The sequence below is a fragment of the Bradyrhizobium sp. KB893862 SZCCT0404 genome (genome assembly GCF_018130885.1).
Taxonomy (GTDB): domain Bacteria; phylum Pseudomonadota; class Alphaproteobacteria; order Rhizobiales; family Xanthobacteraceae; genus Bradyrhizobium; species Bradyrhizobium stylosanthis.
In genome coordinates, this window is record NZ_JAFCLT010000011.1 from 50,248 (window position 1) to 77,159 (window position 26,912).

At 66.5% G+C, this 26,912-nt stretch carries 23 protein-coding genes; 9 read left to right on the forward strand and 14 right to left on the reverse strand.

What is annotated here, in order from left to right; genetic code table 11:
* The first annotated feature begins 188 nt into the window (after window positions 1-188).
* Window positions 189-389: a cold-shock protein gene (locus tag JQ617_RS33315; protein ID WP_008563500.1), complete on the forward strand. Its 201-nt coding sequence runs from the start codon at window positions 189-191 to the stop codon at window positions 387-389.
* A 173-nt stretch (window positions 390-562) separates the two neighbouring features.
* Here the strand turns inward: JQ617_RS33315 and JQ617_RS33320 are convergent, their stop codons facing one another.
* Window positions 563-1,024 carry an Lrp/AsnC ligand binding domain-containing protein gene (locus JQ617_RS33320; protein WP_025032087.1) on the reverse strand — a complete coding sequence of 154 codons (462 nt, stop codon included), beginning with the start codon at window positions 1,022-1,024 and terminating at the stop codon, window positions 563-565.
* A gap of 114 nt (window positions 1,025-1,138) precedes the next feature.
* On the opposite strand from JQ617_RS33320, the gene putA reads away from it, so the two are divergent.
* The 3 genes from putA (at window position 1,139) to JQ617_RS33335 (ending at window position 6,556) form a co-directional block, all read left to right on the forward strand.
* Window positions 1,139-4,138: a bifunctional proline dehydrogenase/L-glutamate gamma-semialdehyde dehydrogenase PutA gene (gene putA / locus JQ617_RS33325; protein ID WP_212030073.1), complete on the forward strand. Its 3,000-nt coding sequence runs from the start codon at window positions 1,139-1,141 to the stop codon at window positions 4,136-4,138.
* A 272-nt stretch (window positions 4,139-4,410) separates the two neighbouring features.
* Window positions 4,411-5,616 carry a CaiB/BaiF CoA transferase family protein gene (locus JQ617_RS33330; RefSeq protein WP_145669719.1) on the forward strand — a complete coding sequence of 402 codons (1,206 nt, stop codon included), beginning with the start codon at window positions 4,411-4,413 and terminating at the stop codon, window positions 5,614-5,616.
* 292 nt (window positions 5,617-5,908) lie between these two features.
* Complete coding sequence (locus JQ617_RS33335; protein ID WP_212030074.1) at window positions 5,909-6,556, forward strand: glutathione S-transferase family protein; 648 nt, start codon at window positions 5,909-5,911, stop codon at window positions 6,554-6,556.
* Between the two features lie 162 nt (window positions 6,557-6,718).
* Here the strand turns inward: JQ617_RS33335 and JQ617_RS33340 are convergent, their stop codons facing one another.
* From JQ617_RS33340 to JQ617_RS33365, 6 genes are all read right to left on the reverse strand, one after another.
* The gene (locus JQ617_RS33340) at window positions 6,719-6,883 is read right to left on the reverse strand and encodes a hypothetical protein (protein WP_212030075.1); all 165 of its coding nucleotides are present in this window, start codon (window positions 6,881-6,883) and stop codon (window positions 6,719-6,721) included.
* Between the two features lie 69 nt (window positions 6,884-6,952).
* Window positions 6,953-8,500: a hypothetical protein gene (locus JQ617_RS33345; RefSeq protein WP_212030076.1), complete on the reverse strand. Its 1,548-nt coding sequence runs from the start codon at window positions 8,498-8,500 to the stop codon at window positions 6,953-6,955.
* Between the two features lie 93 nt (window positions 8,501-8,593).
* The gene (locus JQ617_RS33350) at window positions 8,594-9,577 is read right to left on the reverse strand and encodes a hypothetical protein (RefSeq protein WP_212030181.1); all 984 of its coding nucleotides are present in this window, start codon (window positions 9,575-9,577) and stop codon (window positions 8,594-8,596) included.
* Between the two features lie 518 nt (window positions 9,578-10,095).
* Window positions 10,096-10,593 (reverse strand): TPM domain-containing protein, encoded by a 498-nt coding sequence (locus JQ617_RS33355; RefSeq protein ID WP_212030077.1) that lies wholly within the window; start codon window positions 10,591-10,593, stop codon window positions 10,096-10,098.
* Between the two features lie 5 nt (window positions 10,594-10,598).
* Complete coding sequence (locus JQ617_RS33360) at window positions 10,599-11,504, reverse strand: TPM domain-containing protein (protein WP_212030078.1); 906 nt, start codon at window positions 11,502-11,504, stop codon at window positions 10,599-10,601.
* 139 nt (window positions 11,505-11,643) lie between these two features.
* Complete coding sequence (locus JQ617_RS33365; RefSeq protein ID WP_212030079.1) at window positions 11,644-12,252, reverse strand: LemA family protein; 609 nt, start codon at window positions 12,250-12,252, stop codon at window positions 11,644-11,646.
* A 139-nt stretch (window positions 12,253-12,391) separates the two neighbouring features.
* Between JQ617_RS33365 and JQ617_RS33370 the strand changes: the two genes are divergently transcribed.
* Genes JQ617_RS33370 through JQ617_RS33380 form a run of 3 tightly spaced genes read left to right on the forward strand, consistent with a single transcriptional unit; the run spans window position 12,392 to window position 15,612 of the window.
* Window positions 12,392-13,246: an enoyl-CoA hydratase gene (locus JQ617_RS33370; protein ID WP_212030080.1), complete on the forward strand. Its 855-nt coding sequence runs from the start codon at window positions 12,392-12,394 to the stop codon at window positions 13,244-13,246.
* Window positions 13,247-13,251: 5 nt separating this feature from the next.
* Complete coding sequence (locus tag JQ617_RS33375; RefSeq protein WP_212030081.1) at window positions 13,252-14,400, forward strand: acyl-CoA dehydrogenase family protein; 1,149 nt, start codon at window positions 13,252-13,254, stop codon at window positions 14,398-14,400.
* A gap of 15 nt (window positions 14,401-14,415) precedes the next feature.
* Complete coding sequence (locus JQ617_RS33380; protein ID WP_063693924.1) at window positions 14,416-15,612, forward strand: acyl-CoA dehydrogenase family protein; 1,197 nt, start codon at window positions 14,416-14,418, stop codon at window positions 15,610-15,612.
* Window positions 15,613-15,875: 263 nt separating this feature from the next.
* Here JQ617_RS33380 and JQ617_RS33385 read toward each other — a convergent pair whose 3' ends face one another.
* From JQ617_RS33385 to JQ617_RS33395, 3 genes are all read right to left on the reverse strand, one after another.
* Window positions 15,876-18,197, reverse strand: a complete 2,322-nt coding sequence (locus JQ617_RS33385) for a xanthine dehydrogenase family protein molybdopterin-binding subunit (protein ID WP_212030082.1) — start codon at window positions 18,195-18,197, stop codon at window positions 15,876-15,878.
* A gap of 226 nt (window positions 18,198-18,423) precedes the next feature.
* The gene (locus JQ617_RS33390) at window positions 18,424-19,302 is read right to left on the reverse strand and encodes a dihydrodipicolinate synthase family protein (RefSeq protein ID WP_212030083.1); all 879 of its coding nucleotides are present in this window, start codon (window positions 19,300-19,302) and stop codon (window positions 18,424-18,426) included.
* 55 nt (window positions 19,303-19,357) lie between these two features.
* Window positions 19,358-20,323, reverse strand: a complete 966-nt coding sequence (locus JQ617_RS33395; RefSeq protein ID WP_212030084.1) for a VOC family protein — start codon at window positions 20,321-20,323, stop codon at window positions 19,358-19,360.
* Between the two features lie 198 nt (window positions 20,324-20,521).
* On the opposite strand from JQ617_RS33395, the gene JQ617_RS33400 reads away from it, so the two are divergent.
* Both JQ617_RS33400 and JQ617_RS33405 read left to right on the forward strand, forming a co-directional pair.
* On the forward strand, window positions 20,522-21,388 hold the full coding sequence (locus JQ617_RS33400; protein ID WP_212030085.1) for a S1C family serine protease: 867 nt from the start codon (window positions 20,522-20,524) through the stop codon (window positions 21,386-21,388).
* A complete protein-coding gene (locus tag JQ617_RS33405; protein ID WP_212030086.1) occupies window positions 21,385-21,756 on the forward strand; it encodes a response regulator transcription factor in 372 nt (123 codons plus the stop codon). The genes JQ617_RS33400 and JQ617_RS33405 overlap by 4 nt, the downstream gene beginning before the upstream one ends.
* 6 nt (window positions 21,757-21,762) lie before the next feature.
* On the opposite strand, the gene JQ617_RS33410 is transcribed toward JQ617_RS33405, so the two are convergent.
* The 4 genes from JQ617_RS33410 to JQ617_RS33425 all read right to left on the reverse strand — a co-directional run bounded on the left by JQ617_RS33410 (window position 21,763) and on the right by JQ617_RS33425 (window position 26,697).
* Entirely contained in the window at window positions 21,763-22,839 is a 1,077-nt protein-coding gene (locus JQ617_RS33410) for a sensor histidine kinase (RefSeq protein ID WP_212030087.1), read from the reverse strand.
* Complete coding sequence (locus JQ617_RS33415; RefSeq protein WP_212030088.1) at window positions 22,826-23,518, reverse strand: response regulator transcription factor; 693 nt, start codon at window positions 23,516-23,518, stop codon at window positions 22,826-22,828. Before JQ617_RS33415 ends, JQ617_RS33410 begins: the two co-directional genes overlap by 14 nt.
* Window positions 23,519-23,618: 100 nt before the next feature.
* Window positions 23,619-24,086: a hypothetical protein gene (locus tag JQ617_RS33420; RefSeq protein ID WP_212030089.1), complete on the reverse strand. Its 468-nt coding sequence runs from the start codon at window positions 24,084-24,086 to the stop codon at window positions 23,619-23,621.
* A gap of 274 nt (window positions 24,087-24,360) precedes the next feature.
* Window positions 24,361-26,697, reverse strand: a complete 2,337-nt coding sequence (locus JQ617_RS33425) for a Tex family protein (protein WP_212030090.1) — start codon at window positions 26,695-26,697, stop codon at window positions 24,361-24,363.
* Between the last annotated feature and the right edge of the window lie 215 nt (window positions 26,698-26,912).

Consider the following 26,912-nt stretch of genomic DNA (forward strand, 5'->3'; position numbering starts at 1 on the left):
GGCGGTTTGACCGGGAAACGGGCAAATCCGGCAAAAACGCCGCGAAGTTGAGCGGAATTCGGCGAAAGGCGGATGTGGTTTGAGCTACCAAGCCCGCCACATTCCGCGTATCCTGTTAGGACCGAACCGGCCGGTTGGCGGGGACTGGCGGTTCGAGATCTTGGAGGAAGACCCGCGGAGAAGTCGTGATGGCTAAAGGTACGGTCAAGTGGTTCAACCCGACGAAGGGTTATGGATTTATCCAGCCTGCGTCGGGCGGCAAGGATGTGTTCGTGCATATCTCGGCGGTGCAGAAGGCCGGTCTGTCGACCCTCAACGAGGGACAGACGGTTGAGTACGAAGAGATCGCAAACCGGGGCAAGACCTCCGCAGAAAACCTCAAAGTATAAGCCCGTCAGCGTTTCGCTGCCTCCCGGATCAGTTCCGGGAGCGAGGCCAAGAAAATTTAGAAGACGGCCAGTGCATTCGACGACAGGCGTTGCGATTGCGCAAGGATAGCTATTTTTCCCGCGAAGGCCGCTGATTCAACGCCTCCAGCAACGACAATCGCGACGGCACTTCCCTAGCCTACCGGCAACGGTGCGTCGCGCTTGATCTCCTCCATCACCGCATAGGTCCGCGTCTCGCGCACACCCGGCATCGACAGCAGGGTCTCGCCGAGGAAGCGCCGATACGCGGTCATGTCCGCCAGCCGCGCCTTCACCAGATAGTCGAAACCGCCTGCAACCATGTGACACTCGAGCACCTCGGGTGCGAGTTTCACCGCGCGCGCAAAGCGCTCGAAATTGTCGGGCGTGGTCTTGTCGAGCAGCACCTCGACGAACACGAGCAAGCCGAGGCCGAGCCGGTGCGGATTGAGCCTGGCGCCGTAGCCCTCGACGAAGCCCTCCCGCTGCAGACGCTTCAGCCGCTCGCCGATCGAGGTCGGCGACAGGCCGATGCGTTCGGCGAGCTCGACATTGGCGATTCTGCCATCTTCCTGCAAAATCGAGAGGATTTTCCGGTCAGTTCGGTCAAGTTCCATATTTTGCACGGTCATTTTGCTATTCTTCTTCGTTTTCTAAGGCAAAATAGCTATCTTGTCTATCGAACTACGGTCACGCGGGTCTTATCCTGAGTTTCAGCAACAGGACACGCCATGCCAGACATCCCGCCGCCCTTCACCGCTCCCTACGCGCCTGACGATGCCGAGATCGCCGCGCGGCTGCTGCCGGCCTCGCATCTGGCCCCGCCGCAGGAGGCGCGGATCGACCGCACCGCGACGCGGCTGATCGAGGCGATCCGCAAGCGCGACGACCGGCTCGGCGGGGTCGAGGACATGCTGCGCGAGTTCGCGCTCTCGACCAAGGAAGGCCTCGCGCTGATGGTGCTGGCCGAGGCGCTGCTGCGCGTGCCTGATGCCCGCACCGCCGACCAGTTCATCGAGGACAAGCTCGGCGAGGGCGACTTCATCCACCACGAGACCAAGTCCACGGCGTTCCTGGTCAACGCCTCGGCCTGGGCGCTCGGCCTCTCCGCGCGGGTCATCCAGCCCGGCGAGACGCCCGACGGCACCATCGGCCGCCTGGTGAAGCGGCTCGGCGCGCCCGCGGTGCGCACCGCGACGCGCCAGGCGATGCGGCTGATGGGCAATCATTTCGTGCTGGGCGAGACCATCGAGCAGGCGCTGGAGCGGGGCCGGCCGCGCTCCGGCCAGAAGCCGCGCTATTCCTTCGACATGCTCGGCGAAGGCGCGCGCACGGCAGCGGACGCCAGGCGCTATTTCGACGCCTATGCCAGCGCGATCGAGACGATCGGCAAAGCGGCCGGCGATCGCCCCCTGCCCGACCGGCCCGGCATTTCCGTAAAGCTCTCGGCGCTGCATCCGCGCTTCGAAGCGGTCAGCCGCGACCGCGTGATGGCCGAGCTGGTGCCGCTGCTGCTGGACCTCGCGCAACGCGCCAAGGCCCACGACCTCAACTTCACCGTCGACGCCGAGGAGGCCGACCGGCTGGAGCTGTCGCTCGACGTGATCGCCGCGACGCTAGCCGATCCCTCGCTCAAAGGCTGGGACGGGTTTGGCCTTGCGATCCAGGCCTATCAGAAGCGCGCCAGCGCGGTGATCGATTACGTCGATGCGCTCGCGCGCGCGCATGACCGCAAGCTGATGGTGCGCCTCGTCAAGGGCGCCTATTGGGACACCGAGATCAAGCGCGCGCAGGAGCGCGGGCTCGACGGCTATCCCGTGTTCACGCGCAAGGCGATGACGGATCTGAACTACGTCGCCTGCGCGGCGAAGCTCCTGGCCTTGCGGCCGCGCATCTTCCCGCAATTCGCCACCCACAACGCGCTGACGGTCGCGACCGTGCTGGAGCTTGCGGCTGGCAGCGGCGGCTTCGAATTCCAGCGCCTGCACGGTATGGGCGAAGCGCTCTACGAGCAGCTCGCCAAGGACCACCCTGACATCGCCTACCGCACCTATGCGCCTGTCGGCAGCCATCGCGATTTGCTGGCCTATCTGGTGCGGAGGTTGCTGGAGAACGGCGCCAACTCGTCTTTCGTAGCGCAGGCCGCAGACTATCGCGTGCCGGTCCCGGCACTGTTGCAGCGTCCGGCGGATGCCATCGTCCGGCCGCAGGCAGCGGCGCATCCAAAAATCCCTTTGCCCGGCGATTTGTTCGCGCCGGAGCGGCGCAATTCGCGCGGCGTGGAGTTCGGCGCACGTGCCGCGCTCGACCAATTGCTGACGGACGTCAAGGCCGAGGCGATCGACCTCAAGCCGATCGCTGATGCCACGCCGGAGCAGGCCAATGCGGCGGTGGCAGCAGGCCGCGCCGGCTTTGCCGCCTGGAGCCGGACGCAAGCCGGCACGCGCGCGGCGGCGCTGGAGCAGGCCGCGCATCTCCTGGAGAGCCGCGGCGCGCATTTCATCGCGCTGCTGCAAGCCGAGGGCGGCAAGACACTCGACGATGCGCTCTCGGAGCTGCGCGAGGCCGCCGATTTCTGCCGCTACTATGCCGCGCAGGGCCGAAAGCTGTTCGGCACCGAGCTCGCCATGCCGGGACCGACCGGGGAGAGCAACGCGCTTGCGATGCGCGGACGCGGCGTCTTCGTCGCGATCTCGCCGTGGAATTTTCCGCTGGCGATCTTCCTCGGCCAGGTCACGGCGGCGCTGATGGCGGGCAACAGCGTGGTGGCGAAACCGGCCGAGCAGACGCCGCGCATCGCGCGCGAGGCGGTCGCCCTGCTGCACGAGGCCGGCATCCCCAAAAGCGCGCTGCACCTCGTCACCGGCGATGGCCGCATCGGTGCGGTGCTGACCGCGCACCGGGATATCGCTGGCGTCGTGTTCACCGGCTCGACCGAGGTCGCCCGAAGCATCAACCGGACACTGGCCGCCAAGGACGGGCCGATCGTGCCGCTGATCGCGGAGACCGGCGGCATCAACGCCATGATCGCGGATGCGACCGCGCTGCCCGAGCAGGTCGCCGACGATGTCGTGACCTCGGCGTTCCGCTCCGCCGGCCAGCGCTGCTCGGCGCTGCGGCTGTTGTTCGTGCAGGAGGACGTCGCCGACCGCATGATCGAGATGATCGCGGGCGCGGCGCGTGAATTGAAGATCGGCGATCCCGCAGACGTCGCAACCCATGTCGGGCCGGTGATCGATGTCGAGGCCAAGCAACGCCTCGATGCGCATGTCGCGCGGATGAAGCGCGAGGCGCGGCTGCACTTTGACGGCGCCGCGCCGGAAGGCTGTTTCGTCGCCCCGCACATCTTCGAGCTCAGGGACGCCAACCAGCTCACCGAGGAGGTGTTCGGCCCGATCCTGCACGTGGTGCGCTATCGCGCCGAGACTCTCGAGCGCGTGCTGCAGGCGATCGAGCGCACCGGCTACGGACTGACGCTCGGCGTTCATTCCCGCATCGACGACACCATCGAGGCCATCATCGACCGCGTCCAGGTCGGGAACATCTATGTCAACCGCAACATGATCGGCGCCGTGGTCGGGGTGCAGCCGTTCGGCGGCAACGGCCTGTCGGGAACCGGTCCCAAGGCCGGCGGCCCGCACTACCTCGCGCGGTTTGCCACCGAGCAGACCGTGACGATCAACACGGCGGCGGCCGGGGGGAATGCCGCGCTGCTGGCGGGGGAGGAGTGAGCGGCCGACATCGCTCTCCGTACCGTCACCCTGAGGTGGCCGCGAAGCGGCCCTCGAAGGGCGACGGCCGAGATGCAGCCGGGCCGCGCATCCTTCGAGGCTCTGCATGGGCCGCGTTGCGCCCCATGCCTCGCACCTCAGGATGACGGATTACCGCCCTGCGCCGGGCGCCGTTGCATCCCGGCAAAACATCGGTCTAATGCTCCCCACGATGTTCCGCGCAGAACATTCCAGCGCGCGGGAAACAACAAGAGCGAGGGAGCAACGCCGCGATGGACAAGGGCATTTTTGCGGGGCTGAAGGTTCTGGACTGCGCGAGCTTCATCGCAGCGCCCGCGGCCGCGACCGTGCTGTCGGATTTCGGCGCCGACGTCATCAAGATCGAGCCGCCCGGTGCCGGCGACCCCTACCGCAATCTGCCCAACATTCCAGGCTATCCGAGCAGTGAGCACAATTACGCGTGGCTGCTGGAAGCCCGCAACAAGAAGAGCATCGCGCTCGACCTCGCCAGGCCCGAGGCGCAGGCCGTGCTGTACAAGCTGGTGGAAGAGGCCGACGTCTTCATCACCAACATGCCGCCGCCGGTGCGCACCAAGCTCGGCATCACCTATGACCACCTCGCCCATCTCAACGACCGGCTGATCTACGCCTCGTTCACCGGCTATGGCGAAAAGGGCGAGGAGGCCAACAAGCCCGGCTTCGACAGCAACGCCTATTGGGCCCGATCCGGCCTGATGGACCTCGTCCGCGCCGACACCCACACCACGCCGGCCCGCTCGGTCGCCGGCATGGGCGACCATCCCTGCGCCATGGCGTTCTACGGCGCCATCGTCACCGCGCTCTATCAGCGCGAGAAGACCGGCAAGGGATCGCACGTCGCTTCCAATCTGATGGCGAACGGCATATGGGCGGCGAGTGTGCTGGCGCAGGCCAAGCTCTGCGGCGCCAAATTCGCCGAGCGGCGCCCCCGCGAGCGCGCGCTGAACGCGGTCGCCAATCACTACCAGTGCAAGGACGGCCGCTGGCTGATCCTGTCGTTGCTCAGCGAGGAGAAACAGTTTCCGACGCTCGCCAAGTGCCTCGGACGCGAAGACCTGATCAACGATCCCCGCTTCGCCACCAAGGCCGATCGCCACGCCCGTTCGGTCGAGCTGATCAAGATCTTCGACGAGACCTTCGCGACCAGGGATCTCGCCGAATGGCGCAAGATCCTCGACGGCAACGGCCTGGTGTTCGGCATCGTCGGCATTATGGACGACATCCCGAACGACAAGCAGATGCTCGACAACGAGGTGCTGGTGCCGTTCGAGAACGACACCATGCTCACCATCTCCAGCCCGATCTGGATCGACGGCGCCAAAAAGGTCCAGCCGCGCAAGCCGCCCGCAATCGGCGAGCACAGTGACGAAATTTTGCGCGGGGCGGGATACGACGAGAAGGCGATCAGGGAGCTGCGGTCGAAGGGGGCGGTGGGGTAAGGGCCGGCGCTGGCCCTCAATCTCCGCCGTCGTCCCGGACAAGCGAAGCGCAGATCCGGGATCCATAACCACAGGGAGTGGTTTGGCGACGACTCGCGGTGACCATCATCCGCAACGACGACTGCCTGTGGTTATGGGTCCCGGGCTCGCGCTATGCGCGCCCCGGGACGACGTTGGAGAGACAGCTCGCCCGCTTCCGCGGATGCATTGCTGGATTGCTTCGCTGCGCTCGCAATGACGATGCGGGACGATGTAGTTTCCGCAACAACATCGTCCGTCGCCGCGAGGTCCCATGCCCAGCTACCGCCTGCACTACTTCCCCGAATCCGGCAACAGCTACAAGCTGGCGCTGATGCTCACGCTTTGCGGCGAGACGTTCGAGCCGGTGTGGACCGACTTCGGCGGCGGCGTCACGCGCACCGCGGAATGGCGCGCGGCCGTCAACGAGATGGGCGAGATTCCGGTGCTCGAGGTCGACGGCGTGAAGATGACGCAGACCGCGCCGCTCCTCTTGAAGCTCGCCGAGCAATATGGCCGCTTCGGTGCGGAGACCGAGGCGGAAAAGTTCGAGCTGCTGCGCTGGCTGTTCTGGGACAACCACAAGCTCACCGGCTACATGGCGACCTATCGCTTCATGCGCGCCTTCACCGAGAAGAACGATCCGCAGGTGCTGAAGCATTTCCGCCGCCGGCTCGACGACTTCCTCGGCATTCTCGACGGGCATCTCCAGCACAACGCCTTCGCGATCGGCGCGAGGCCGACCGTCGCCGACATCTCGATGATGGCCTATCTGCACTATCCGAGCGACGAGCACGGCTTCGATTTCGCCGCGAGCCATCCCGCGATCCATGCCTGGCTCGGCCGCATGGCGGCGCTGCCCGGCTGGAAGCCGGCCTATGAATTGCTGCCGGGCAAGCGGATGACGAATTACGCGAAGTGAGGGCTTTTGCGCCGATCCTTCGACGCCGTCATGGCCGGGCTTAGCCGTCCGAAGGACGGCGTCGCTTCCGCTCGCCTGTGTCCCGGCCATCCACGACCTTGAGCGCGGGGACGAGAACGTGGATGCCCGGGACAATCCCGGGCATGACGAAGAGAAGCGCAGCTACCTCAGTGCCAGCCAGCCCAGCGTGAACAAAATCCCGCCGACGATGACGACCACCGCGACCGCCCAGGTGCTGACGCGGACGCTGCCGGTAATCTGCTTGGCTTCCTCATTGCGCGCGATCTCGCGATTGCGCTCCTTGTCGGCTTCGCTGGTGTCCGTCATGGGTCATCCAAATCGCAATCGGGTGTTATCTTGCGCGTGATCTCTCCGGAAAACTTTCCGGATCACACGCTAACGCGTCTTGATGAAGCACATGCCGATGCGGCGCGAGGCCGCGGCAGCCTGACAGGTCAAGCCTGTAGCACAGCTCCATGACGTAAAACTCTTGTCCCGCGTTCCCGATCCCGCATTTTCCAGGGAACAATGTGCGCCCCAGCCGTCCTGATACTCGGTGCCGGCGAGCTCGGCGCTGCCGCGGGTCTGCGGCCGGCTGGCAAATCCGCGTGAGAAATCAGGCTGTTTGCCGGCGGCGAATGCGGTCAGGATGTCGCGGCGACGGAGTTGGTCGCCGATAAAATGCGGCGAGGCCGGCACGATGGTGGAATTCGACGGCTTGTCCGCCAGCCAGTCGACGCCCGGGAAATGGAAGCCGCCGATGCCGCGGGTCTGGTGGCAGCCGGCGCAGGTCACGTCGTTGAGGCGGCGCTGGAAGCCCGCGACCGAGCGGATGTTCTGCAACTCGCCACGCGCTGCGGCCTGCTTCAGCGCACCGACAACGTCGTTGTCGGTGAAGACCGGGCTGTCCTTGCCCTCCCCTTTTCCTTCCCCCTGCATCATGCCGAACTCCGGCTGCATCGCCGAAGCATCGAGGCCCGCAGGCGTCGGCACGACCGCAGCCCTGGCCAGAAATTTCTCGGGGATCAGCACCGTGCCGCGATCGAACTCGCGAAGGTTTTCCGGCGCCAGCAGCCACGCCTTGAAGTCGCGCCGGAGATCATCATCGGCGAGGATGCGGTCACGGTCGATCTGGTTCTCCAGCGTCGATTCCTCGAAGGTCTTCGTCGCGGGATCGTACTTGAACACCTTGAGCAGGTAGTCGGAGCGGAAATCGTGCAGCGCCGATTTCGGCGCGATCGAGATCTGGATGTTGGTCTCGATGCGGTCGAGCATCGCATCGGTGGGATGGACGCCGCCGCCGATCAATCCCTGCCAGTCGCCGTTGTCGAGCCAGCGCCGCGCGACCTCGGCGCAGGTGACCGGCTTGCCGTTCGCATCCATCTGGCGTGCATCGCGTGCCTTCAGCACCAGGTTGAACGTCATCGGCAGGCGCGTTCCGGTCCTGCTGCCGTCGGGCTTGGCCTCGAAGCGCGCCAGACGGTAGATCAGCCGGATCTCGCCGCAGGATTCCTCCGAGACGTAGGCGCGGTCCATGCGGTTGACGATCCCGGCCAGCACGAAGCGCGTGTCGGGGGATTTCAGGTTGGCGCGATCGAACAGCTGCACGTCAAAGCCTTCGCCGACGCCGATGGTCTCGGTCGGCCAAGCCGCTTTTTGCTGCGCGACGTAGCGCTCGAACTCCGCGTCGATCGCGGGCGGAATCTGCTTGAGCTGCGGCAACGAGGAGAACAGCAGATCGGTCGTCAGCGGAAAGTTCGCGTTGCGCTCCGGCCAGAGCAGGCGCGAGATCGTCAGCGTATCCTGCTCGTCGAGCCTGCGCAGGAGAGCGGGATCGGTGATTGCGGTGCCGCGCGTCAGCGGCGCACTCTCCGCTGCGACAAGCGAGACAGTGCCGGCCAACAACACGACGGCAGCAAGGAGAATTCGCAACGCGCGGCTCATGCCTGAGGTAACACCGCGCAAGGACACCTATTCAAGTAAAAAGGCGCCTCACATGGTGGTGAAGCGCCTCTTCAAAAGTCGAATATCGACAGCTCAGCGCGCGACGATCAGGCCCTTGCTGGTGACGACCACCCAGCGGCCGTCCTGGCGACGGATCGCATCGACGCGGCCGACGCCCGGGATGGGATCGCCGGCATAGACCTCGTAGAGGCCGTCGCGGCCTTCGATCAACGCGCCGCCATTGGCGACGTCGCGCAGCCTCCAGCCTTCGAGCGTCGGCAGGCGTCCGACCTCGGTCTTGGGTGCGGCGGGAACGGGAGCCGGTGCGGCAGCCGCGGTCGCAACCTGCGCCGGCGCGATCGAGCCGGTGGTCTCCCTGGCGGGTGCAGCGGCGGCCTGCGCGGGGGCTGCGGGCGGCGTGGCGCGAAGCTTGTCCACGGTCTCGGACAGTTTTGCCAGCTTGGCCATCGGCTCGGCCTGCGCCTTCTCGAGCTTGTCGAGACGGTCATTGGCACGGTTGGACTGGCTGAGGCCGGTCTTGGAGCTATGCTCGACATTCGCCTTGAGCGCGACGAGATCCGCATCGATCCGCGCGACGGACGCATCGAGCGCGCTGGTGTCGGCGACCTGCACCGGCGCGGCGGCCGGGGCAGCAAAATGCATCATGCCGGCGGTCGCCAGCGCGCCGCTGATGGCGCCGACGCTTGCGGCAATCGCCACCACGGCGGCCATCGCGGACAGGCGACGCGTGCTGCCGGTCTCGCGCGGCGCGTCCGCCGTCGCATGCGGAGCAAACTCCTCGCGCTCCCAGGCGCGGTCGGCCGGAGCCATGACGATGAGCTTGCCCAGCTTCGGCTCGGGCTTGGCTTCGGCTTTGATTTCGGGCTTGGCGTCGAACTTCGGCACCACGATCGGCGGCGGCTCGACCTTGGGGGTCTCCGCCTTCACCGGATCGGCCTTGGGCAGCGTCTCATGGTCGGGGGCGATCGAGGGGGCCTCGATACCGGCGGCAGCCTCTACGGCCTGCGGCGCTGCGGCATCGACAACACCGGAATCCTGGGCAGCCTGCTCGGACATTGGTTCGCTCACGGCTCAAATACTCCAGTCTGGATTGACCTTTTGGTAACTTTCATTGCTTGCGAAATCCTTACCTTCGGACCCGCTTACCGAAATTTTAGGAACTCTTCCGGGGCCGAATTGGGCCGGGAAAGTGGAACCGGTGTGGCGAGCGTGAAACAGTTTGTCACCACGAAGATGAACGGCGGCGCAATGGGTGGGGCGCGACACGAGGGCGCAATTCCCAACCCGTCATCCCCGCGCAACGGCGAAGCCGTTGTCGCTGGAGGTGCGAGCCCTGCGGTGCGGAGCACTGCAGCGGGAGCCTCGAAGGATGAACGGCCGAGCGGATGCAGCCGGGCCGTCGCCCTTCGAGGCTCGCTGCGCTCGCGCCTCAGGGTGACGGAGAAAGTGGAGAGCGCGCTGCTGCCACATCGTCATTGCGAGGAGCGAAGCGACGAAGCAATCCAGAGTCTCGCCGCGGCGGACGGTCTGGATTGCTTCGCTGCGCTCGCAATGACGGCGGCTGGAGCGGCGGACTACATCACGACCGGCGCATCCGGCAGCTCGTTCGCATGCGGGCCCTGCGGCGGAAAATGCCGTGCCAGCTCGCGCGACACTGCGGCGATGCCGCCGATCACACCCTGCTCGAACCGGCCCGAGGCGAACTCGGCCTCCATCGCACGGCAGATGCGCTCCCAGCCTTCACCGCCCACCTTCGCGTCGATGCCGCGGTCGGCGATGATCTCGACATCGCGGTCAGCGAGCAGGAGATAGATGAGGACACCGTTGTTGTGCGCAGTGTCCCAGATGCGCAGATGCGAGAACACGTCGAGCGCCCGATCGCGCGCCGGCTGGTTGCGGAACAGCGAGCCGCCGTCGAGCGCGCCTTCGACCACGAAGCGGACCTGCCCGGAATGCGTGCTCTCGCCCTGCCGGATCGCCTGTTCGATGCGGTCGAGGACGGCTTGCGGGAAGATCTGCCTGGCCCGCCAATGATGCTGCACGAGATGTGTGGCAATGCGCTTGATGCTCATGACCGCTACCAGCTCCCCGAGGCGCCGCCGCCGCCGAAACTGCCGCCCCCGCCGCTGAAGCTGCCGCTGTCGCTGCTCGACGATCCGCTGCTCCAGCCGCCTCCCGACGAGCCGCTCGACCACGAGCCCCCGCGCGACGACCGCGTGGCTGGCCCCATTGCAGAAAATAGATCGGCAATGAACCCGATGACGAAACCGACGGCGCCGAGCGCCAGCGCCAGCGCGGCCGAGCCGAGAATGATCCAGCTCAGCACCGCGATGATGCCGCCGGTCGCCAACGATCCGACCAGCCGACCCAGCATGGCACGGAAGAACCCGCCGACACCGAGGGAGGCGAACAATGTGACGATGAAGAGCGGCGCGAGATCGTCGATATTGCCGAAATTCACCGTGGGGGACGGAACGGGCAGCGGCTCGCCGTCGATCACCTTGATCATGCGATCGACACCATCGGAGATGCCGCCGCCGAAATCGCCGGTCCTGAATTTCGGCGTGATGATCTCGTCGATGATCCGCCGCGAGGTGACGTCGGTGAGCGCGCCTTCGAGGCCGTAGCCGACCTCGATGCGCAAATGCCGGTCGTTCTTGGCGACGACGAGGATCGCGCCGTCGTCGACCTTCTTGCGGCCGATCTTCCAGGCCTCCGCAACGCGGATCGAATATTGCTCGATCGTCTCCGGCTGCGTCGTCGGCACGATCAGGACGGCGACCTGACTGCCCTTGCGCGTCTCGAAATCGCGCAGTTTTTGCGTGAGCGCGGCAATGTCGCCGCTGGACAGCGTCCCGGTCTGGTCGACCACGCGGCCGGTGAGCTGGGGGACGGCGACGTCGGCGGAGGCGGGCGTGAGGGAGACGGCCAAGGTGAGGATGAGCGCGAATACGGCGATCGCCCGCCACAACATCGCTGTCATCGCCCGCGAAGGCGGGCGATCCAGTATTCCAGAGGCGGCAGTGCTTGAACCGTGAAGCCGCGGCGTACTGGATTCCCCGCCTTCGCGGGGAATGACAGTTGTGGGTGGGGTGAAGCGCATTCGAAAAAACGGCGCGCGCTTACTTCGACGGCGCGGGGGCCGGGTTGAAATCCACCTTCGGCGCGGTCGAGATCTCCTTCTCGTTCGCGACCGAGAAGTTCGGCTTCTCCTTGTAGCCGAACGCCATCGCGGTGAGGTTGGACGGGAACGAGCGGATGGTGATGTTATAGTCCTGCACCGCCTTGATGTAGCGGTTGCGGGCGACCGTGATGCGGTTCTCGGTGCCCTCCAGCTGCGACATCAAATCCTTGAACAGCGCGTCCGACTTGAGCTGCGGGTAGTTTTCCGTGACCACAAGCAGCCGCGACAGCGCGCTTGAGAGCTCGCCCTGGGCGGCCTGGAACTTCTGGAACGCGGCGGGGTCGTTCAAGACCTCCGGCGTCGCCTGGATGCTGCCGACCTTGGCGCGGGCATTGGTGACGCCGAGCAGCACGTCCTTTTCCTGCTGGGCAAAACCCTTCACCGAGTTGACGAGGTTGGGCACCAGATCGGCGCGGCGCTGATACTGGTTCACGACCTCGGACCAGTTCGACTTGATCTGCTCGTCCTCGCTCTGGATCGCGTTGTAGCCGCAATTGGTCAGGCTCAGCGAGGCCAACGCCGCCAGCACGGTCAGGATCTTGCGCATTAAATTTCTCCCGGTGGAATCTGGCGCAAAGTAGCAGATTGAGCGTGAAAAGCAGCCGATTTACGCAAGCCTCTTGCCTATCCGCAGGCGACATAGTCAACTCTCGGCAACAAGACGAAAAACGCCAGGGGAGAGCGCGATGAGCTCGTTCGAGACCATCCTCGTGGAGAGGCCGGAGCCGGCGATCGTCCGTGTCGTGATGAACCGGCCCGAGGCGCGCAACGCGCAGAACCTGCAGATGACCTACGACCTCAACGCCGCCTTCGACGAGGCGGTGCAGGACGACGCGGTCAAGGTGATCATCCTCGCCGGCAACGGGCCGCATTTCTCCTCCGGCCACGATCTGCGGCCGGGCGGCAAGAACACCGCCGGCACGGATTTTCCGCCGATCGGAAATTGGGGCGGCTTCGCCCAACCGAATGCCCATGGCCGCTTCGCGCGCGAGCAGGAAATATATCTCCAGATCACGCGCCGCTGGCGCAATCTGGCAAAGCCGACCATTGCCGAGGTGCACGGCAAGTGCATCGCGGGCGGATTGATGCTGGCCTGGGCCTGCGACCTCATCGTCGCCAGCGACGATGCGCAGTTCTGCGACCCTGTCGTCACCATGGGCGTCTGCGGCGTCGAATGGTTCGTGCATCCCTGGGAGCTCGGCCCGCGCAAGGCCAAGGAGTTCCTGTTCACCGCCGACAGCTGGAGCGCGCAGGAGGCGCATCAGCTCGGCATGGTCAACCAGGTGGTGCCGCGCGCGGAGCTGTCGGCGCGTGTGCTGGAGCTGGCGCGCCGGATCGCATCAAAGCCGTCGTTCGCGCTCAAGCTCACCAAGGAAGCGGTGAACCGTTCGGTCGACGTGATGGGGCAGCCCGCCGCGATCGACCAGGCCTTTGCGCTGCATCAGCTCTGTCACGCCCACAATCTCCAGGAGTTCGGCATGATCGTCGATCCATCGGGTTTGCATCCCTCCGTGCGCAAGCCGCCGGCGGCCGCGGAGTAGACACCATGGATCTCAACCTCAGCGACGAGCAAAAGCTGTTGCGCGAAAGCGTGGAGCGTTTTGTAGCCGAGAGCTACGATGCCGATCACCGCCGCAAGATGGCGAACGATCCGCTCGGATACAGTCCGGCGGTCTGGAAACAGTTCGCCGAGCTCGGCTGGCTCGCGCTGCCGATCCCCGAGGAGTTCGACGGGCTCGGTGGTGGCGCGGTCGAGATCGGCATCCTGATGGAAGCGTTCGGCCGCGGGCTGGTGTCGGAGCCCTATGTGGCAACGGTGGTGCTGGGCGCGGCGCTGATCGATCGATGCGGCAGTGCAGCCCAGAAGCAGGCCATCCTGCCCAAGGTCGCGGACGGCTCGCTGAAGCTGGCCTTTGCGCATTCCGAGCGCGCCGCGCGGTTCGATCTTGCCAAGGTCGCGACCACCGCGAACAAGACGTCGCAGGGCTGGCGCCTTGCCGGCAGCAAGATCGCGGTGCTCGACGGTCACGCCGCCGATGAGATCATCGTGTCGGCGCTGATCCATGATCATCACGGCCCTTCGGGACGGATCGGACTGTTCCTGGTGCGGGCGACCGCACCAGGCCTTTCGATCAGCGACTATCAGCGCCTCGGTGGCGGCCGGGCCTGCAACATCGAGCTGTCAGGTGTGGAGCTGCCGGACGACGCGCTGCTCGGCGACGGACACGACGCCCTGCCCGCGATCGAATGGGCCGTCGACCGCGCCATGGCCGCTCTCGGTGCGGAAGCCGTCGGCATCATGCAGACGCTGCTCGACACCACGCTGGAATATACCAAGATTCGAAAACAGTTCGGACGGCCGCTCTCCGCCAACCAGGTGATCCGCCATCGCCTTGCCGACATGGCGATGCAGGTGGACGAGTCACGCTCGATGGCGCTGCGGGCGGCGTTGAAGGTGGAGAGCCCGCCACTGGATCGCGCACGGGCGGCTTCCGGCGCGAAAGCGAAGATCGGCAAATGCGCGCGCTTCGTCGGCGAGCAGTCGATCCAGCTTCACGGCGGCATGGGCGTCACCGAGGAGCTCGAGGTCGGCGCCTATTTCAAGCGCCTCGTCGCCTTCGACGCGCTGTTCGGCGGCAGCGCGCATCACTATGCCCGCCACGCCCAGCTTGGCCGCACATCCGTGCCCGCCTGACAGTAGGAGCGCATCATGGACCTGACGTTCAATGCCGAAGAGCGCGCCTTCCAGAGCGAGGTGCGCGGCTTCATCGCCAAAAATCTCACCGACGAGATGAAGCGCGCCACCGCGCTGACACCGTCGGTGTTCTCCGACCCCGATATCGGCATGGCCTGGCAGCGCGCGCTGCACAGGCAGGGCTGGGGCGCGCCGGGCTGGCCGGTCGAATATGGCGGTCCGGACTGGACGCCGGCGCAGCGCTGGATTTTCGAGACCGAGTCCGCGCGGGCCGGCGTGCCCAATGTCAACGTCATGGGTGTGAAGATGGTCGGCCCCGTCATCATCGGCTTCGGGAGCCCTGAGCAGAAGAACTTCTACCTGCCGCGCATCCTCTCCGGCGAGGACTATTGGTGCCAGGGCTATTCCGAGCCGGGCTCGGGGTCCGACCTCTCCTCGCTGAAGACGCGCGCGGTGCGGGACGGTGACGACTACATCATCAACGGCACCAAGATCTGGACCACGCATGCGCATCACGCCAACCGCATGTTCGCGCTGGTGCGCACCAGCGACGGCGAGCGCCAGCAGGACGGCATCAGCTTCATCCTGATCGACATGACGACGCCGGGCATCACCACGCGCCCGATCCTCACCATCGGCGGCGACCATGAGGTCAACCAGGTGTTCTTCGACGACGTGCGCGTGCCCGTCGCCAACCGCGTCGGCGATGAGGGCAAGGGCTGGACCTACGGCAAATATCTGCTCGAGTTCGAGCGCGGCTCCGGCATCGCCTCGGCCAAGCTGCGCGAGGGGCTGAAGGCGATCGCCGAGCTCGCCGAATCCGACCTGACCGGCCGCGCCATCGACAGCCCCGATATCGCGAGCCGCATCTCCGAAGTCGAGGTCGACATCGATGCGCTGGAGATGACCGAGCTGCGCGTGCTCTCGGCGCTGCAGACCGGACAGAATCCCGGCGCGGTGTCGTCGATCCTGAAGCTGCGCAACAGCGAGATCCGCCAGGCCGTGACGCGGCTGGGCGTCGACGTGATCGGCCACGACGCCCTCGCCGTCGAGCCGATGCGCCCGCTCTACAAGCTCAACCACGAGCCGGCGACGCCCGAGGACATGCTGACCGTGGTGCCGGAATATCTCAACGGGCGGGCCTACACGATCTTCGGCGGCACCTCGGAGATCCAGCGCGACATCATTGCGAAGATGATGCTGGGGATTTAGGGCTAGTAGCCCGGATGGAGCGCAGCGCAATCCGGGACGGTGTTTCGGCGAGGCAGCGGCCCCGGATTTCGCTTCGCTCCATCCGGGCTATAGCAGCCAGTTCCACACTCCGCCGTCGTCCCGGCGAAGGCCGGGACCCATAACCACCGAGTTCAATTTGGCGAAGGTTGGTGGTGACTAGCTCGCGCCTCACTCCTGCCTGGGAGTATGGGTCCCGGCCTTCGCCGGGACGACATCGAGTTTGAGGCAACAGCCGAGCCGAATTACCCCGCCTTCGCGTCCCTGATCGCATGCCAGATCTTCTGCGGCGTCAGGGGCGTGTTGAGCTGGGTGATGCCGAGTTCGGCGAGCGCATCCATCACGCCGTTGGTGACGCAAGGCGGGCCGCCGATGGCGCCGGATTCGCCGCAGCCCTTGGCACCGAGCGGATTGGTGCGGCAGGGCGCGGAATCGTCCAGCGTCACCACGATTGCGGGCACGTCGTCGGCGCGCGGGATGCAGTAATCCTGGTAGCTCGCGGTGAGGAGCTGGCCGTCGGCATCGTAGGACACGCCCTCATACAGTGCCTGGCCGATGCCCTGCGCGACGCCGCCATGGATCTGGCCGGTAACCAGCATCGGGTTCACGGCGACACCGACATCATCGACGGTGGTGTAGCGCACGACCTTGGAGACGCCGGTCTCCGGATCGATCTCGACCTCGCAGATATGGGTGCCGTTCGGCCAGCTCGGTCCGTCCACCTCACCTTCCGAATCGACGCTGAGCTTGGCGCCGCCTTCCTTCTCGGCGAGATCGAACAGGCTGATGCGGCGGTCGGTGCCGACCACGGTGAGCATGCCGCCCTGATACTCGATGTCCTCGACCGAGGTCTCCAGCACGTTGGCCGCCTTCTCGCGCGCCTTCTGGATCAGGTCGTTGGAGGAGACCGCGACCGCCGTGCCGCCGACGAACAGCGAGCGCGAGCCGACGCTGCCAAAACCCATGGCGAGATCCGTGTCGCCCTGGACGACGTCGATCTTGTCCATGGCAATGCCGAGCGTGTCGGAGATCATCTGGGTGTAGGTGGTCTGCAGCCCCTGCCCCATCGCCATGGTGCCGGAATGCAGCACGACGCGGCCCTGCGAGGTCGCATGCAGGCTGACCTTCTCGGTGTGCGCGCGGCCGCCGGTCCACTCGATGTAGGAGGTGAGCCCGCGTCCGTAGAGCAGGCCCTTCTTCTTCGCAGCCTTCTTGCGCGCGGCAAAGCCGTCCCAGTCGGCGAGCTTGACGGCGCGGTCGAGCATGTGGGCGAAGGCGCCGGAATCGTAAACCTGCCCGGCCGCGTTGGTATAGGGCAGCTGACCCGGCTTGATGTAGTTCGCTTTCCGGATCGCACGCGGATCCATGCCGATCTTGCGGGCTGCGGCATCAAAGAGACGCTCGACGATGAACACGGCTTCGGGACGGCCCGCGCCGCGATAGGCACCGACCGGCGCGGTGTGGGTCATCACCGACTGCACCTCGAAATGCACCAGCGGCAGGTCGTAGACGCCGGTCTGCACGAACGGCCCGAGCACCAGCGGAATGATGTTGGCCGCGCCCGAGGAATAAGCGCCGGTGCAGCCGATCGACTTGACGCGATAGGCCAGCACCTTGCCCTTCTCGTCGAGCGCAAACGATGCCGTCGAGGTCAGATCGCGGCCATGGGTGCCACCGACGAACTCGTCGGTGCGGTCGCCGCGCCAGCGGATCTTCTTGTTCAGCTTGGTCGCGGCGTAGGCGACGATGCCGTCCTCGGGATAAAGGTTGGTCTTCTGGCCGAAGCCGCCGCCGATGTCGCCGACCAGCACGCGCACGCTGTCCTTGGGACGCTTGAGCACGGCTTCCGCCAGCACGTCGCGGGTCGAGGCCGGGGTCTGCGACTGCACATGCAGCAGCAGACGTCCGGTCTTCTTGTCGATCTCGGCAATGGTCGAGCGCGGCTCCATCGCCGAGGGCACGAGGCGCTGGCTGACGATGTCGAGCTCGACGGTGTGGGCGGCCTTGGCGAACGCCTCGTCCGCCTTGGCGGCATCGCCATAGCTCATCGCGCCGACGATGTTGTCGGGCGCCTCCGGCCACACCACGGGCGCGCCGGGCTTCACGGCTTCGACGGGATCGACCACCGCAGGCTGAACGTCGTATTCGACCACGATCGCTTCCGCCGCGCTCTGCGCGTCGGCGCGCGAGGCGGCAACCACCGCAGCGACGGCCTCGCCGGCATAGCGCACGATCTCATGGGCGAGCAGGCGGCGCGGCGGCACCGTCATCGGCTTGCCGTCGGGGCGCTTGAAGATGCTCAGGGTCGGGATGGTGCCGATGTCGTCCTTGATCAGGTCCGCACCGGTGTAGACCGCGGCAACGCCCGGCATCGCGGCCGCAGCGCTGGTGTCGATCGAGACGATCTTGGCATGCGCATGCGGCGAGCGCAGCACATGCAACCACAACGCGCCATCTTCCGGCTTGTCGTCGATGAATTGCCCCTTCCCGGTCAGCAGCCGCTGGTCTTCCAAACGCTTGACGGGCTGGCCCGCTCCGAAACGCAAATTGCCGGGAAGAATGTTCATTCCGTGGGGTCCTCAGGGTCTTTTCGAAACTGCGGGCAGCCTTTTAGCGGATCGACCAGAGGCATGCCAGCCACGGATTTAGGCGGGATATCCGCGGTTTCGTCATGCCCGGCTTCTCATGGGACGTCATTCCGGGGCGTCCAAAGGACGAACCCGGAATCTCGAGATTCTCAGGTGCGCAACTGCGCACCATAGTTCGATGCTGCGCATCGCCCCGGAATGACGACTATGGAGAGAGCTCCCTGAGCGCCGCCTCCACGACCTTGCGCGCATCTGATGTCAGCGGGGCCTGCGGCGGGACGGGATCGCCGACGTCGTAGCCCTGGATCGCCAGCCCGGCCTTGATGCAGGCGGCGAGGTTGAAGCGGGCGAAGGCCTCGTTGATGCGCCACAGCCTGCGCTGGAGCGCCATGGCCTCGTCCCAGCGGCCGGCCCTGCCGAGGTCGTAGAGCTGAACGCTCTGGCGCGGGATGATGCAGGCCGGGCCCGCCATCCAGCCGACCCCGCCGATCAGCATCACCGCCGCCGGGATGTGCGCGGAGGCCGAGAACACGCGCAAGGCATCGCCGCAGCGGTTCATGATCGAGAGCAGCCGGCCGGTATTGGTCGAGGCGTCCTTGATGTAGCCGATGCGCGGATGTTCGGCGAGGCGCGCGATGGTGTCGAGGGTCAGGTCGGAGCGCTGGAATTGCGGGTTGGTGTAGATGACGACGGGAATGTCCACGGCATCCGCGATGGCGCGGAAGTAGGATTCCACCTGGGCATCGGTCAGCGGGAAATAGGCTTCCAGGATCGCCAGGATGCCGTTGGCACCGAGTTTTTGATACGCCCTCGCCTGCGCCACCGCATCCGCGGTCGAGGTGGAGGCGACCCCGGCCACAACAGGCACGCGGCCCTTCGCGGCTTCGATCGTGGACTTGACGATCGCGCTCCGCTGCGCGGCATTCAGGTAGGCGAACTCGCCGGTCGAGCCCAGCGGCGTCAGTCCATGCACGCCGGCGCCGATCAAATCGTCGCAGAGCCTTGCGAGCACGTTGGTCCGAACGTTGCCATCGGCATCGACGGGGGAGACGAGGTAGGGAAAGACGCCGTGGAATTCGGACATGTCGGGGCTCCGGAGGCTGGCACCCCGGAGGTATTAGCAATGCCCGCCCCGGCGATCAAACCTTGAGCAGGCGCACCCGCGTGCCCCAGGGATCGATCGCCTCCAGGCCATCGGCAAGCGCGGTGACCTTCACGCCGCTCTTGCGCAGACGCTCTTCCTGGGCGGCGAGCAGCTCCTGCTTCGCCATCACCAGCGAGAACCAGGCGAGCCCGGTCGCGGATTCGTCGCGCTGGCCGGCGCCCTCGCTCTGCCAGACATTCATGCCGAGGTGATGGTGGTAGCGCCCCGACGACAGGAACGCCGCGCCGTTGCGCTTGCGGGTCGGGTCGAGGCCGACCGTGCCGTGATAGAATCGCTCGGCCTCGGCGAGATCGCCGACACGCAGATGCATGTGGCCGACGCGCAGCCCGTCCGGCGCCTTGGCATAGTCGGGAACGCGCGTATTGGTCAGCGACAGCAAATCGGGGATGTTGAGCTCGTCGGTCGCCATCTTCACGCTGCCCTCGCTCCACTGCCATTGCGAGGGATCGCGGTCGGCATAGACCTCGATGCCGTTGCCTTCGGGGTCGTCGAGATAGACGGATTCAGAGACCAGGTGATCGGCAAAGCCCGACAGCTTGACGCGATGCGCGGCCGCGTTCACCAGCCAACGCGCCAGGTCCTTGCGCGTCGGCATCAGGAAGGCGGTGTGGTAGAGGCCGGCGGCGGTGCGCTGCTCGATCGCGGCATCGGGACGGGCCTCCAGCACCAGCAGCGTAATGCCGGCCGTGCCGAGCCTTGCGGTCGCCGACGAGCGCTCCATCACGGTGAGCCCGATCACGTCGCGATAGTAGTCCGCGACCTTGTCGAGATTCTTGACCCGGAGCGTGACCATGCCGACCCGCATCGGCGTCCGGCTGGCATAGGTCGGGCCGCCGCCTTGCGGGTTGCCCTCGGCGCGCGCGGCCGCGGCGGCCGCCATCGCGAGCGAGCTGGCGCCGGCAAGTTGAAGCAGGGTGCGGCGGGTGAGGTCGATGGTCATCGGGCGAGGCTCGCTGAAATCCTGGAGGCCATGGGGCGCAATTTCGGGATAGCTACACGTTCCCGTGAAGGGCTCCCAATCACATGTTCGTCGGCCGTGGTCCTACGGAGGCCCGTCCTGGTTCGAATCCTGGCCACCCGGCCAGTTTCGCAATCGCCCGCGACATCCCAGATTGAGGACAACGTTCAGGAGCTCGCCATGACCGACTCAACTTCTCTGTCCTCGCTGTCGTCCGCGCTCGCGGACGTGGTGGCGCGCGCCGCGCCGTCCGTCGTCTCCGTGCATTCGCATCGCTCCCGCTCAACCGGCTTCGTCTGGAGGAGCGGGCTCATCGTCACCGCCGACGAGGTACTGGCCGACGAGGGCGAGGTCGAGATCGGCCTCGCCGACGGCAGCCGGGTCGCCGCCACGATCGCCGGCCGCGACCATACGACCGACATCGCGCTGCTGCGCGCCGACATCGCGCTCGCGCCGGTCAAGCTGGACGCCACGGTGCCGCCGCTCGGCGCGTTGTCGATCGTGGTCGCCACCCACCGCGAGGCCCCGAGCGCCGCGCTCGGAATGGTCTCGGCGTCCGGCAAGGGCTGGCGCTCGCTTCGCGGCGGCGACATCGACGCCCGGATCGAGCTCGACGTCCGCCTCGGCGGCAGCCAGCAGGGCGGCCTCGCGCTCGACGCATCGGGCGGCGCCTTCGGCATGGCAGTGCTCGGACCGCGGCGGGTGCTGGTAATACCGGCCGCGACGATCGAGCGCGTCGCGCCGCAGCTCGAGGCGCGCGGCCGCATCGCCCGCGGCTATCTCGGCCTCGGCCTCCAGCCGGTGCGGCTGGACGACGGCGTCGGCGCGATGGTGATGAATGTCGACAAGGCCGGTCCGTCGGCTGCGGCCGGCATCCGCCAGGGCGACGTGATCGTGGCCGTCAACGACCAGAAGCTGTCGGGCGTGCGCGCGCTGTCGCGGACGCTGGGTCCGGCCAGCGTCGGCGCAATCGTCGATGTGGCGGTGCGCCGCGGCGGCGAGCCGGTCAGCTTCAAGGTCACGGTCGGCGAGAGGCCGGAGGCGTGAGCGCGGACAAGACGGCCGAGATCGTATTGTCGCTGGAGATCGACGATCCCGCGCTGGCCGATCGCCTGGCGGCATTGCTCGGCAATGTCGCCGGGATTCGCCTCGCCGCACCCGGCGAGCAGGCTGCCGCGGCGATCGTCGCCCGCGATGTGCGGAGCATGCCCGCGGACATCGCGCTGACGCAGCGCGAGCTCGACGTGCTGGCGCTGATGGCCGAGGGCGCCTCCAACAAGATGATCGCGCGGCGGCTCGGCATCTCCGTGCACACCGTGAAATTCCATGTCGGCTCGCTGCTCGACAAGCTCGATGCGACCGGTCGCACCGATGCAGTGGCCCACGCGGCGCGCCGCGGCGTGATCGAACTATGATGAGCGTTATGGCGCCGAGGTCTTGGGGAAGCGGAGCTGGACCGTCAGGCCCGGCGCATTGTCGTGCAACGCGATCTCGGCGCCATGAAGACGCGCCACCGCGGCGACGAGGCTGAGACCGAGGCCGTTGCCCGGCGTGTAGCGGCTCTGCTCGAGCCGGTAGAAGCGCTTGAAGACGTGCTCGCGTTGTTCGGCGGGAATGCCCGGGCCGTCGTCGGTGATCGCGATCTCGGCGCTGCCATCGGCGCTGCGGCAGGTCACCGTCACCTGGCCGCCTTTGCAGCCGTGCTTGATCGCGTTGTCGACGAGATTGGCGACGGCATCGAACAGGAGGTCGCGGTCGCCGGTCACCGGCACCTCGCGATCCCCCTCCAGAACGAGCTGCGTCGCGACCTGCTCGGCCGCGGCGTCGTAGAGCTCGACCACCTCGCCTGCGATTTCCGTCAGGTTCAGCGCGCGAAAGGCGCTCCGGCGGGCCCGCGTCTCAATCTCCGAGATGCGGGTGATGGAGGCGAACATGCCGAGCACGGCGTCGAGATCGGCGATGGTGTCGCCGATCAGGGCGGCATCGCCCGCGCTGTTGCGCGGGGCATGATAGGCCTTCTCCAGCCGGCCGCGCATGCGCGTCAGCGGCGTGCGCAGATCGTGGGCGACGTTATCGCTGACCTGCTTCACCTCGCCCATCAGCGTCTCGATGCGGTCGAGCATCTGGTTGAGGTTTTCGGCGACGCGGTCCCACTCGTCGTGGCTGCCGCGCAAGGGGATGCGCCGGTCGAGGCCGGACAGCATGATGGCGCGGCTGGTGGCGTTGATCTCTTCGATACGGCCGACCGTGCGCCGTGTCACCAGCACCGCCGCAAGCCCGGCGAGGGCGAGGAGCAGCACGGCGACAGCGACCATCGCAAGCTCGATCATGCCGGTGAAGCCGTCATGATCGACGGCAGTACCGAGCTGGCGCTCGACATAGGCGAGCGTCCCAACATAGACGTAGGCCATGATCGCCGCGACGATCAGCCCGAATGCGGCGATCGCCATCAGCGCCAGGCGGAAGGTCGATGAGCGAAGCGTGTTAGCCAGGAGCACGGAGGCAATATCCGATGCCGCGGATGGTGTGGATCAGCGGATAGGCCTGGGCATCGTCCACCTTGCGACGGACGCGTCCGACATAGACGTCGATGATGTTGGTGGAGGGATCGAAATGCAGGTCCCAGACATGCTGCAGCAGCATCGCGCGGGAGACCACGCGGCCTTCGTTGCGGACGAGATATTCGAGCAGCTGGAATTCGCGCGGCAGCAACGGGATCTTGCGGCCGCGGCGGAAGGCAGCGCGCGCAATCAGGTCGACGGCGAGGTCGCCGACGCGCAGCAGCGTCTCCTTGGCGATGACGTCGCTGCGCCGGCCGAGGGCTTCGAGCCGGGCCAGCAGCTCGATGAAGGAGAACGGCTTGACGAGGTAGTCGTCGCCGCCGGCACGCAAGCCCCGGACGCGGTCATCGACCTCGCCGAGCGCGGAGATGATCAGGAAGGGGGCGGCGATGCCGTCGTCGCGCAATTGGCGCATCACGGTGATGCCGTCGATGTCGGGCAGCATGCGGTCGATGGTGATCACGGCATAGTCGCGCGCGGCGCCGTGGCTCAGGGCTTCGCGCCCGGTGGCGGCGAGGTCGACCTCATAGCCGGAGGTCGTCAGCTCCTCGACGAGCTGGCCTGCGGTTTCCGGATCGTCCTCGACGACCAGGATGCGGCGGTGACCTCCGGTCATGCAAAACTCCGCGCGACGATCGCCACCAGACTATCCCGTTCCGGGGCTGAGCGGAACTGTCCGATGGCGATCGCGACAATGGTGCGGTACGGCGATGCGACTACCAGTAGTCTCCGCACACATTGACCCATCGCCATCCCCAGGGCGTCCAGTTCCTGCGCCAGCAGCCGTCATCGTAGCCGGCGTAGAGGAAAGGCGCGCCGAAGACGGCGAAACGACGGAAGTGGTGATGGCGGAAGAAGCCGTGATGGCCGTGCCAGCCGGCGCCGGCAAAGCGCGGCCCGATCGCCGCATGGGCGAAGCGCGCGCCGCCGAAGGCGGGACCGCCGACAAACCGGGCGCCGCCCATGCCGCCGACACGCATGCCGCCGAAACCGCCCGCGTGCATGCCGCCACCGAAATGCCCGCCGCCGAAATGGCCGCCACCGCCAAAGCCGCCGTGACCTCCGCCGCCGAAGCCGCCGCCATGGCCGCCACCGCCGCCGCCACGGGCCAGCACCGGTGACGCGAGCGCCATCGTCGCGGCGACGACCACCGCGGTGAGGCCCTTGAGAAGCCTGTTGTGCATCGAAGCATCCTCCTTGCAGCGCGGCAGTCTCCGTGCCGCACGAGGAGGATCAGACGAGAGGAAGCGCCCTTCAACTTACAAACACGCCAGATTCTGACGCGGGAGTTAGGGAGGGGACGCGCCACGCTCTCTCCTCGTCATTGCGAGGAGCTCTTGCGACGAAGCAATCCAGACTGTTTCCGCGGAGACAGCCTGGATTGCTTCGCGGAGCCTGTCATCGGATCGCTAACGCGGTCCGACCTCTCCCCGCAAAAAGGCGGGGAGAGGTTAAGAGCTACGCCCGCTTGCCGTTGTTCTTCTCCGCCGCGCGGCGCATCGCCTCGGCGAGCGCGCCGCCGCCGGAGGATTCCTGCTTGCGCGGCGCCGACGAGGTCATGCGGCTGGCGTTGCGCGAGCTGTTGTCGCGCTGCATGCCGGGGGCGTCCTTCTTGGCGCCGACCTCGTCGTCGAGGCGCAGGGTCAGCGAGATGCGCTTGCGGGCGACCTCGAAGTCCAGCACCTTCACCTTGACGATGTCGCCGGGCTTCACCACCTCGCGCGGATCCTTGATGTAGTTCTTCGACATCGCCGAGATGTGGACGAGGCCGTCCTGGTGCACGCCGATATCGACGAAGGCGCCGAAGGCGGCGACGTTGGTCACGGTGCCTTCGAGGATCATGCCCTTCTGGAGGTGCTTGATCTCTTCGACGCCCTCCTTGAACACGGCGGCCTTGAACGCCGGGCGCGGATCGCGGCCGGGCTTTTCCAACTCCTTCAAAATGTCGGTGACGGTCGGCAGACCAAAAGTCTCGTCGACGAAATCCTTCGGCTTCAGCGTGCGGACGATCTCGCTGCTGCCGATCAGCGCCTTGATGTCGCTCTTGGTCGCCTCGAGAATCCGGCGCACCACCGGATAGGCTTCGGGATGCACGCCCGAGGCATCGAGCGGGTCCTCGCCGCCGAGGATGCGCAGGAAGCCCGCGCACTGCTCGAACGCCTTCGGGCCGAGCCGCGGCACGTCCTTGAGCGCCTTGCGCGACTTGAACGGGCCGTTGGCGTCGCGGTGCGCCACGATGCTCTGGGCCAGGCCGGAGCCGACGCCCGACACCCGCGCCAGCAGCGGCGCCGAAGCGGTGTTGACGTCGACGCCGACGGCGTTCACGCAGTCTTCGACCACGGCATCGAGCGATTTGGCGAGCTTGGCCTGGCCGAGATCGTGCTGATACTGGCCGACGCCGATCGCCTTGGGCTCGATCTTGACGAGCTCGGCGAGCGGATCCTGCAGGCGCCGCGCGATCGAAACCGCGCCGCGCAGGGTGACGTCGAGGCCGGGCAGCTCCTCCGAGGCGAAGGCCGAGGCCGAGTAGACCGACGCGCCGGCTTCCGACACCACGATCTTGTTCATCTTCAGCTCGGCGAGACCCTTGACGAGATCGCCTGCGAGCTTGTCGGTTTCGCGCGAGGCCGTGCCGTTGCCGATCGCGATCAGCTCGACGCGATGCTTCATCGCGAGCCGGCCCAGTGTCGCCAGCGACTCGTTCCACTGCCGCTGCGGCTCATGCGGATAGATCACGGCGGTATCGACCACCTTGCCGGTCGCGTCGGTGACCGCAACCTTGACGCCGGTGCGGTAACCGGGGTCGAGCCCCATGGTGGCGCGGGTGCCGGCGGGCGCCGCCAGCAGGAGGTCGCGCAGGTTCGATGCGAACACGCGCACGGCCTCGGTCTCGGCCGAATTCCACAGCCGCATGCGCAGGTCGATGTTGAGATGCACCTGGATCTTGGTGCGCCAGGCCCAGCGCACGGTGTCGATCAGCCAGCGGTCGCCGGCGCGCTTGAGGTCGGCGATGCCGAACCGCTTCATGATCTTGAGTTCATAGGCGCTGGGCACGCCCGGCGGCGGCGCCTCCGCCTCGGGCTGGATCTGCAGGTCGAGGATCTCTTCCTTCTCGCCGCGGAACATCGCGAGGATGCGGTGCGAGGGCAGCTTGGTCAGCGGCTCCGAGAACTCGAAATAGTCGGCGAACTTCTCGCCTTCGGTCTTCTTGCCCTCGCGCACCTTGGAGGCCATGCGCGCGTTGGTCCACATCTCCTCGCGCAAGCTCCCGATCAGGTCGGCATCCTCGTCGAAGCGCTCGACGAGGATGGCACGGGCGCCGTCGAGCGCGGCGGCGGCATCGGCAACGCCCTTCTCGGCGTTGATGAAGCCTTCCGCCACGACCTTCGGATCGTTGCCGGACTCGGCCATGAGCTGATTGGCGAGCGGCTCGAGGCCGGCCTCCTTGGCGATCTCGGCCTTGGTGCGGCGCTTCGGCTTGAACGGCAGATAGATGTCTTCGAGACGCGCCTTGCTGTCGGCGGCCATGATGGTGGCTTCCAGCGCGGCGTCGAGCTTGCCCTGCTCGCGGACCGATTCGAGGATGGCCTTGCGGCGGTCTTCCAGCTCGCGCAGGTAAACCAGGCGCTCCTCCAGGGTGCGCAATTGCGCGTCGTCGAGCGCACCGGTCGCTTCCTTGCGGTAGCGGGCGATGAAGGGAACCGTGGCGCCGCCGTCGAGCAGCGTCACCGCCGCCTCGACCTGCTCCGCCCGTACCCCAAGCTCCTGCGCAATCTTCTGGTTGATATTTGCCACGCGAGAATCCCTCTATCCAAGCACGCGACGCAGACCGAAATCCGGCCGCGGGACGCCGCTTATGGACCAACCAAGGTTGATTCATCAAGGTGCGGCGCGCAACCGTCGACAGAGGATTTTTTTGCTGGAGCGATGCGATCTCGCCACAATCGTGGGGTGGCGGAGGTTGCTATCGCAATGCAAGGTCTCGTAGCCCGGATGGAGCGTAGCGAAAT

Coding starts and splice junctions, on each gene's coding strand:
- JQ617_RS33315 (WP_008563500.1), top strand. CDS start 189: ATGGCTAAAGGTACGGTCAAGTGGTTCAACCCGACGAAGGGTTATGGA.
- JQ617_RS33320 (WP_025032087.1), bottom strand. CDS start 1,024: ATGGAACTTGACCGAACTGACCGGAAAATCCTCTCGATTTTGCAGGAA.
- putA (WP_212030073.1), top strand. CDS start 1,139: ATGCCAGACATCCCGCCGCCCTTCACCGCTCCCTACGCGCCTGACGAT.
- JQ617_RS33330 (WP_145669719.1), top strand. CDS start 4,411: ATGGACAAGGGCATTTTTGCGGGGCTGAAGGTTCTGGACTGCGCGAGC.
- JQ617_RS33335 (WP_212030074.1), top strand. CDS start 5,909: ATGCCCAGCTACCGCCTGCACTACTTCCCCGAATCCGGCAACAGCTAC.
- JQ617_RS33340 (WP_212030075.1), bottom strand. CDS start 6,883: ATGACGGACACCAGCGAAGCCGACAAGGAGCGCAATCGCGAGATCGCG.
- JQ617_RS33345 (WP_212030076.1), bottom strand. CDS start 8,500: ATGAGCCGCGCGTTGCGAATTCTCCTTGCTGCCGTCGTGTTGTTGGCC.
- JQ617_RS33350 (WP_212030181.1), bottom strand. CDS start 9,577: ATGTCCGAGCAGGCTGCCCAGGATTCCGGTGTTGTCGATGCCGCAGCG.
- JQ617_RS33355 (WP_212030077.1), bottom strand. CDS start 10,593: ATGAGCATCAAGCGCATTGCCACACATCTCGTGCAGCATCATTGGCGG.
- JQ617_RS33360 (WP_212030078.1), bottom strand. CDS start 11,504: ATGACAGCGATGTTGTGGCGGGCGATCGCCGTATTCGCGCTCATCCTC.
- JQ617_RS33365 (WP_212030079.1), bottom strand. CDS start 12,252: ATGCGCAAGATCCTGACCGTGCTGGCGGCGTTGGCCTCGCTGAGCCTG.
- JQ617_RS33370 (WP_212030080.1), top strand. CDS start 12,392: ATGAGCTCGTTCGAGACCATCCTCGTGGAGAGGCCGGAGCCGGCGATC.
- JQ617_RS33375 (WP_212030081.1), top strand. CDS start 13,252: ATGGATCTCAACCTCAGCGACGAGCAAAAGCTGTTGCGCGAAAGCGTG.
- JQ617_RS33380 (WP_063693924.1), top strand. CDS start 14,416: ATGGACCTGACGTTCAATGCCGAAGAGCGCGCCTTCCAGAGCGAGGTG.
- JQ617_RS33385 (WP_212030082.1), bottom strand. CDS start 18,197: ATGAACATTCTTCCCGGCAATTTGCGTTTCGGAGCGGGCCAGCCCGTC.
- JQ617_RS33390 (WP_212030083.1), bottom strand. CDS start 19,302: ATGTCCGAATTCCACGGCGTCTTTCCCTACCTCGTCTCCCCCGTCGAT.
- JQ617_RS33395 (WP_212030084.1), bottom strand. CDS start 20,323: ATGACCATCGACCTCACCCGCCGCACCCTGCTTCAACTTGCCGGCGCC.
- JQ617_RS33400 (WP_212030085.1), top strand. CDS start 20,522: ATGACCGACTCAACTTCTCTGTCCTCGCTGTCGTCCGCGCTCGCGGAC.
- JQ617_RS33415 (WP_212030088.1), bottom strand. CDS start 23,518: ATGACCGGAGGTCACCGCCGCATCCTGGTCGTCGAGGACGATCCGGAA.
- JQ617_RS33420 (WP_212030089.1), bottom strand. CDS start 24,086: ATGCACAACAGGCTTCTCAAGGGCCTCACCGCGGTGGTCGTCGCCGCG.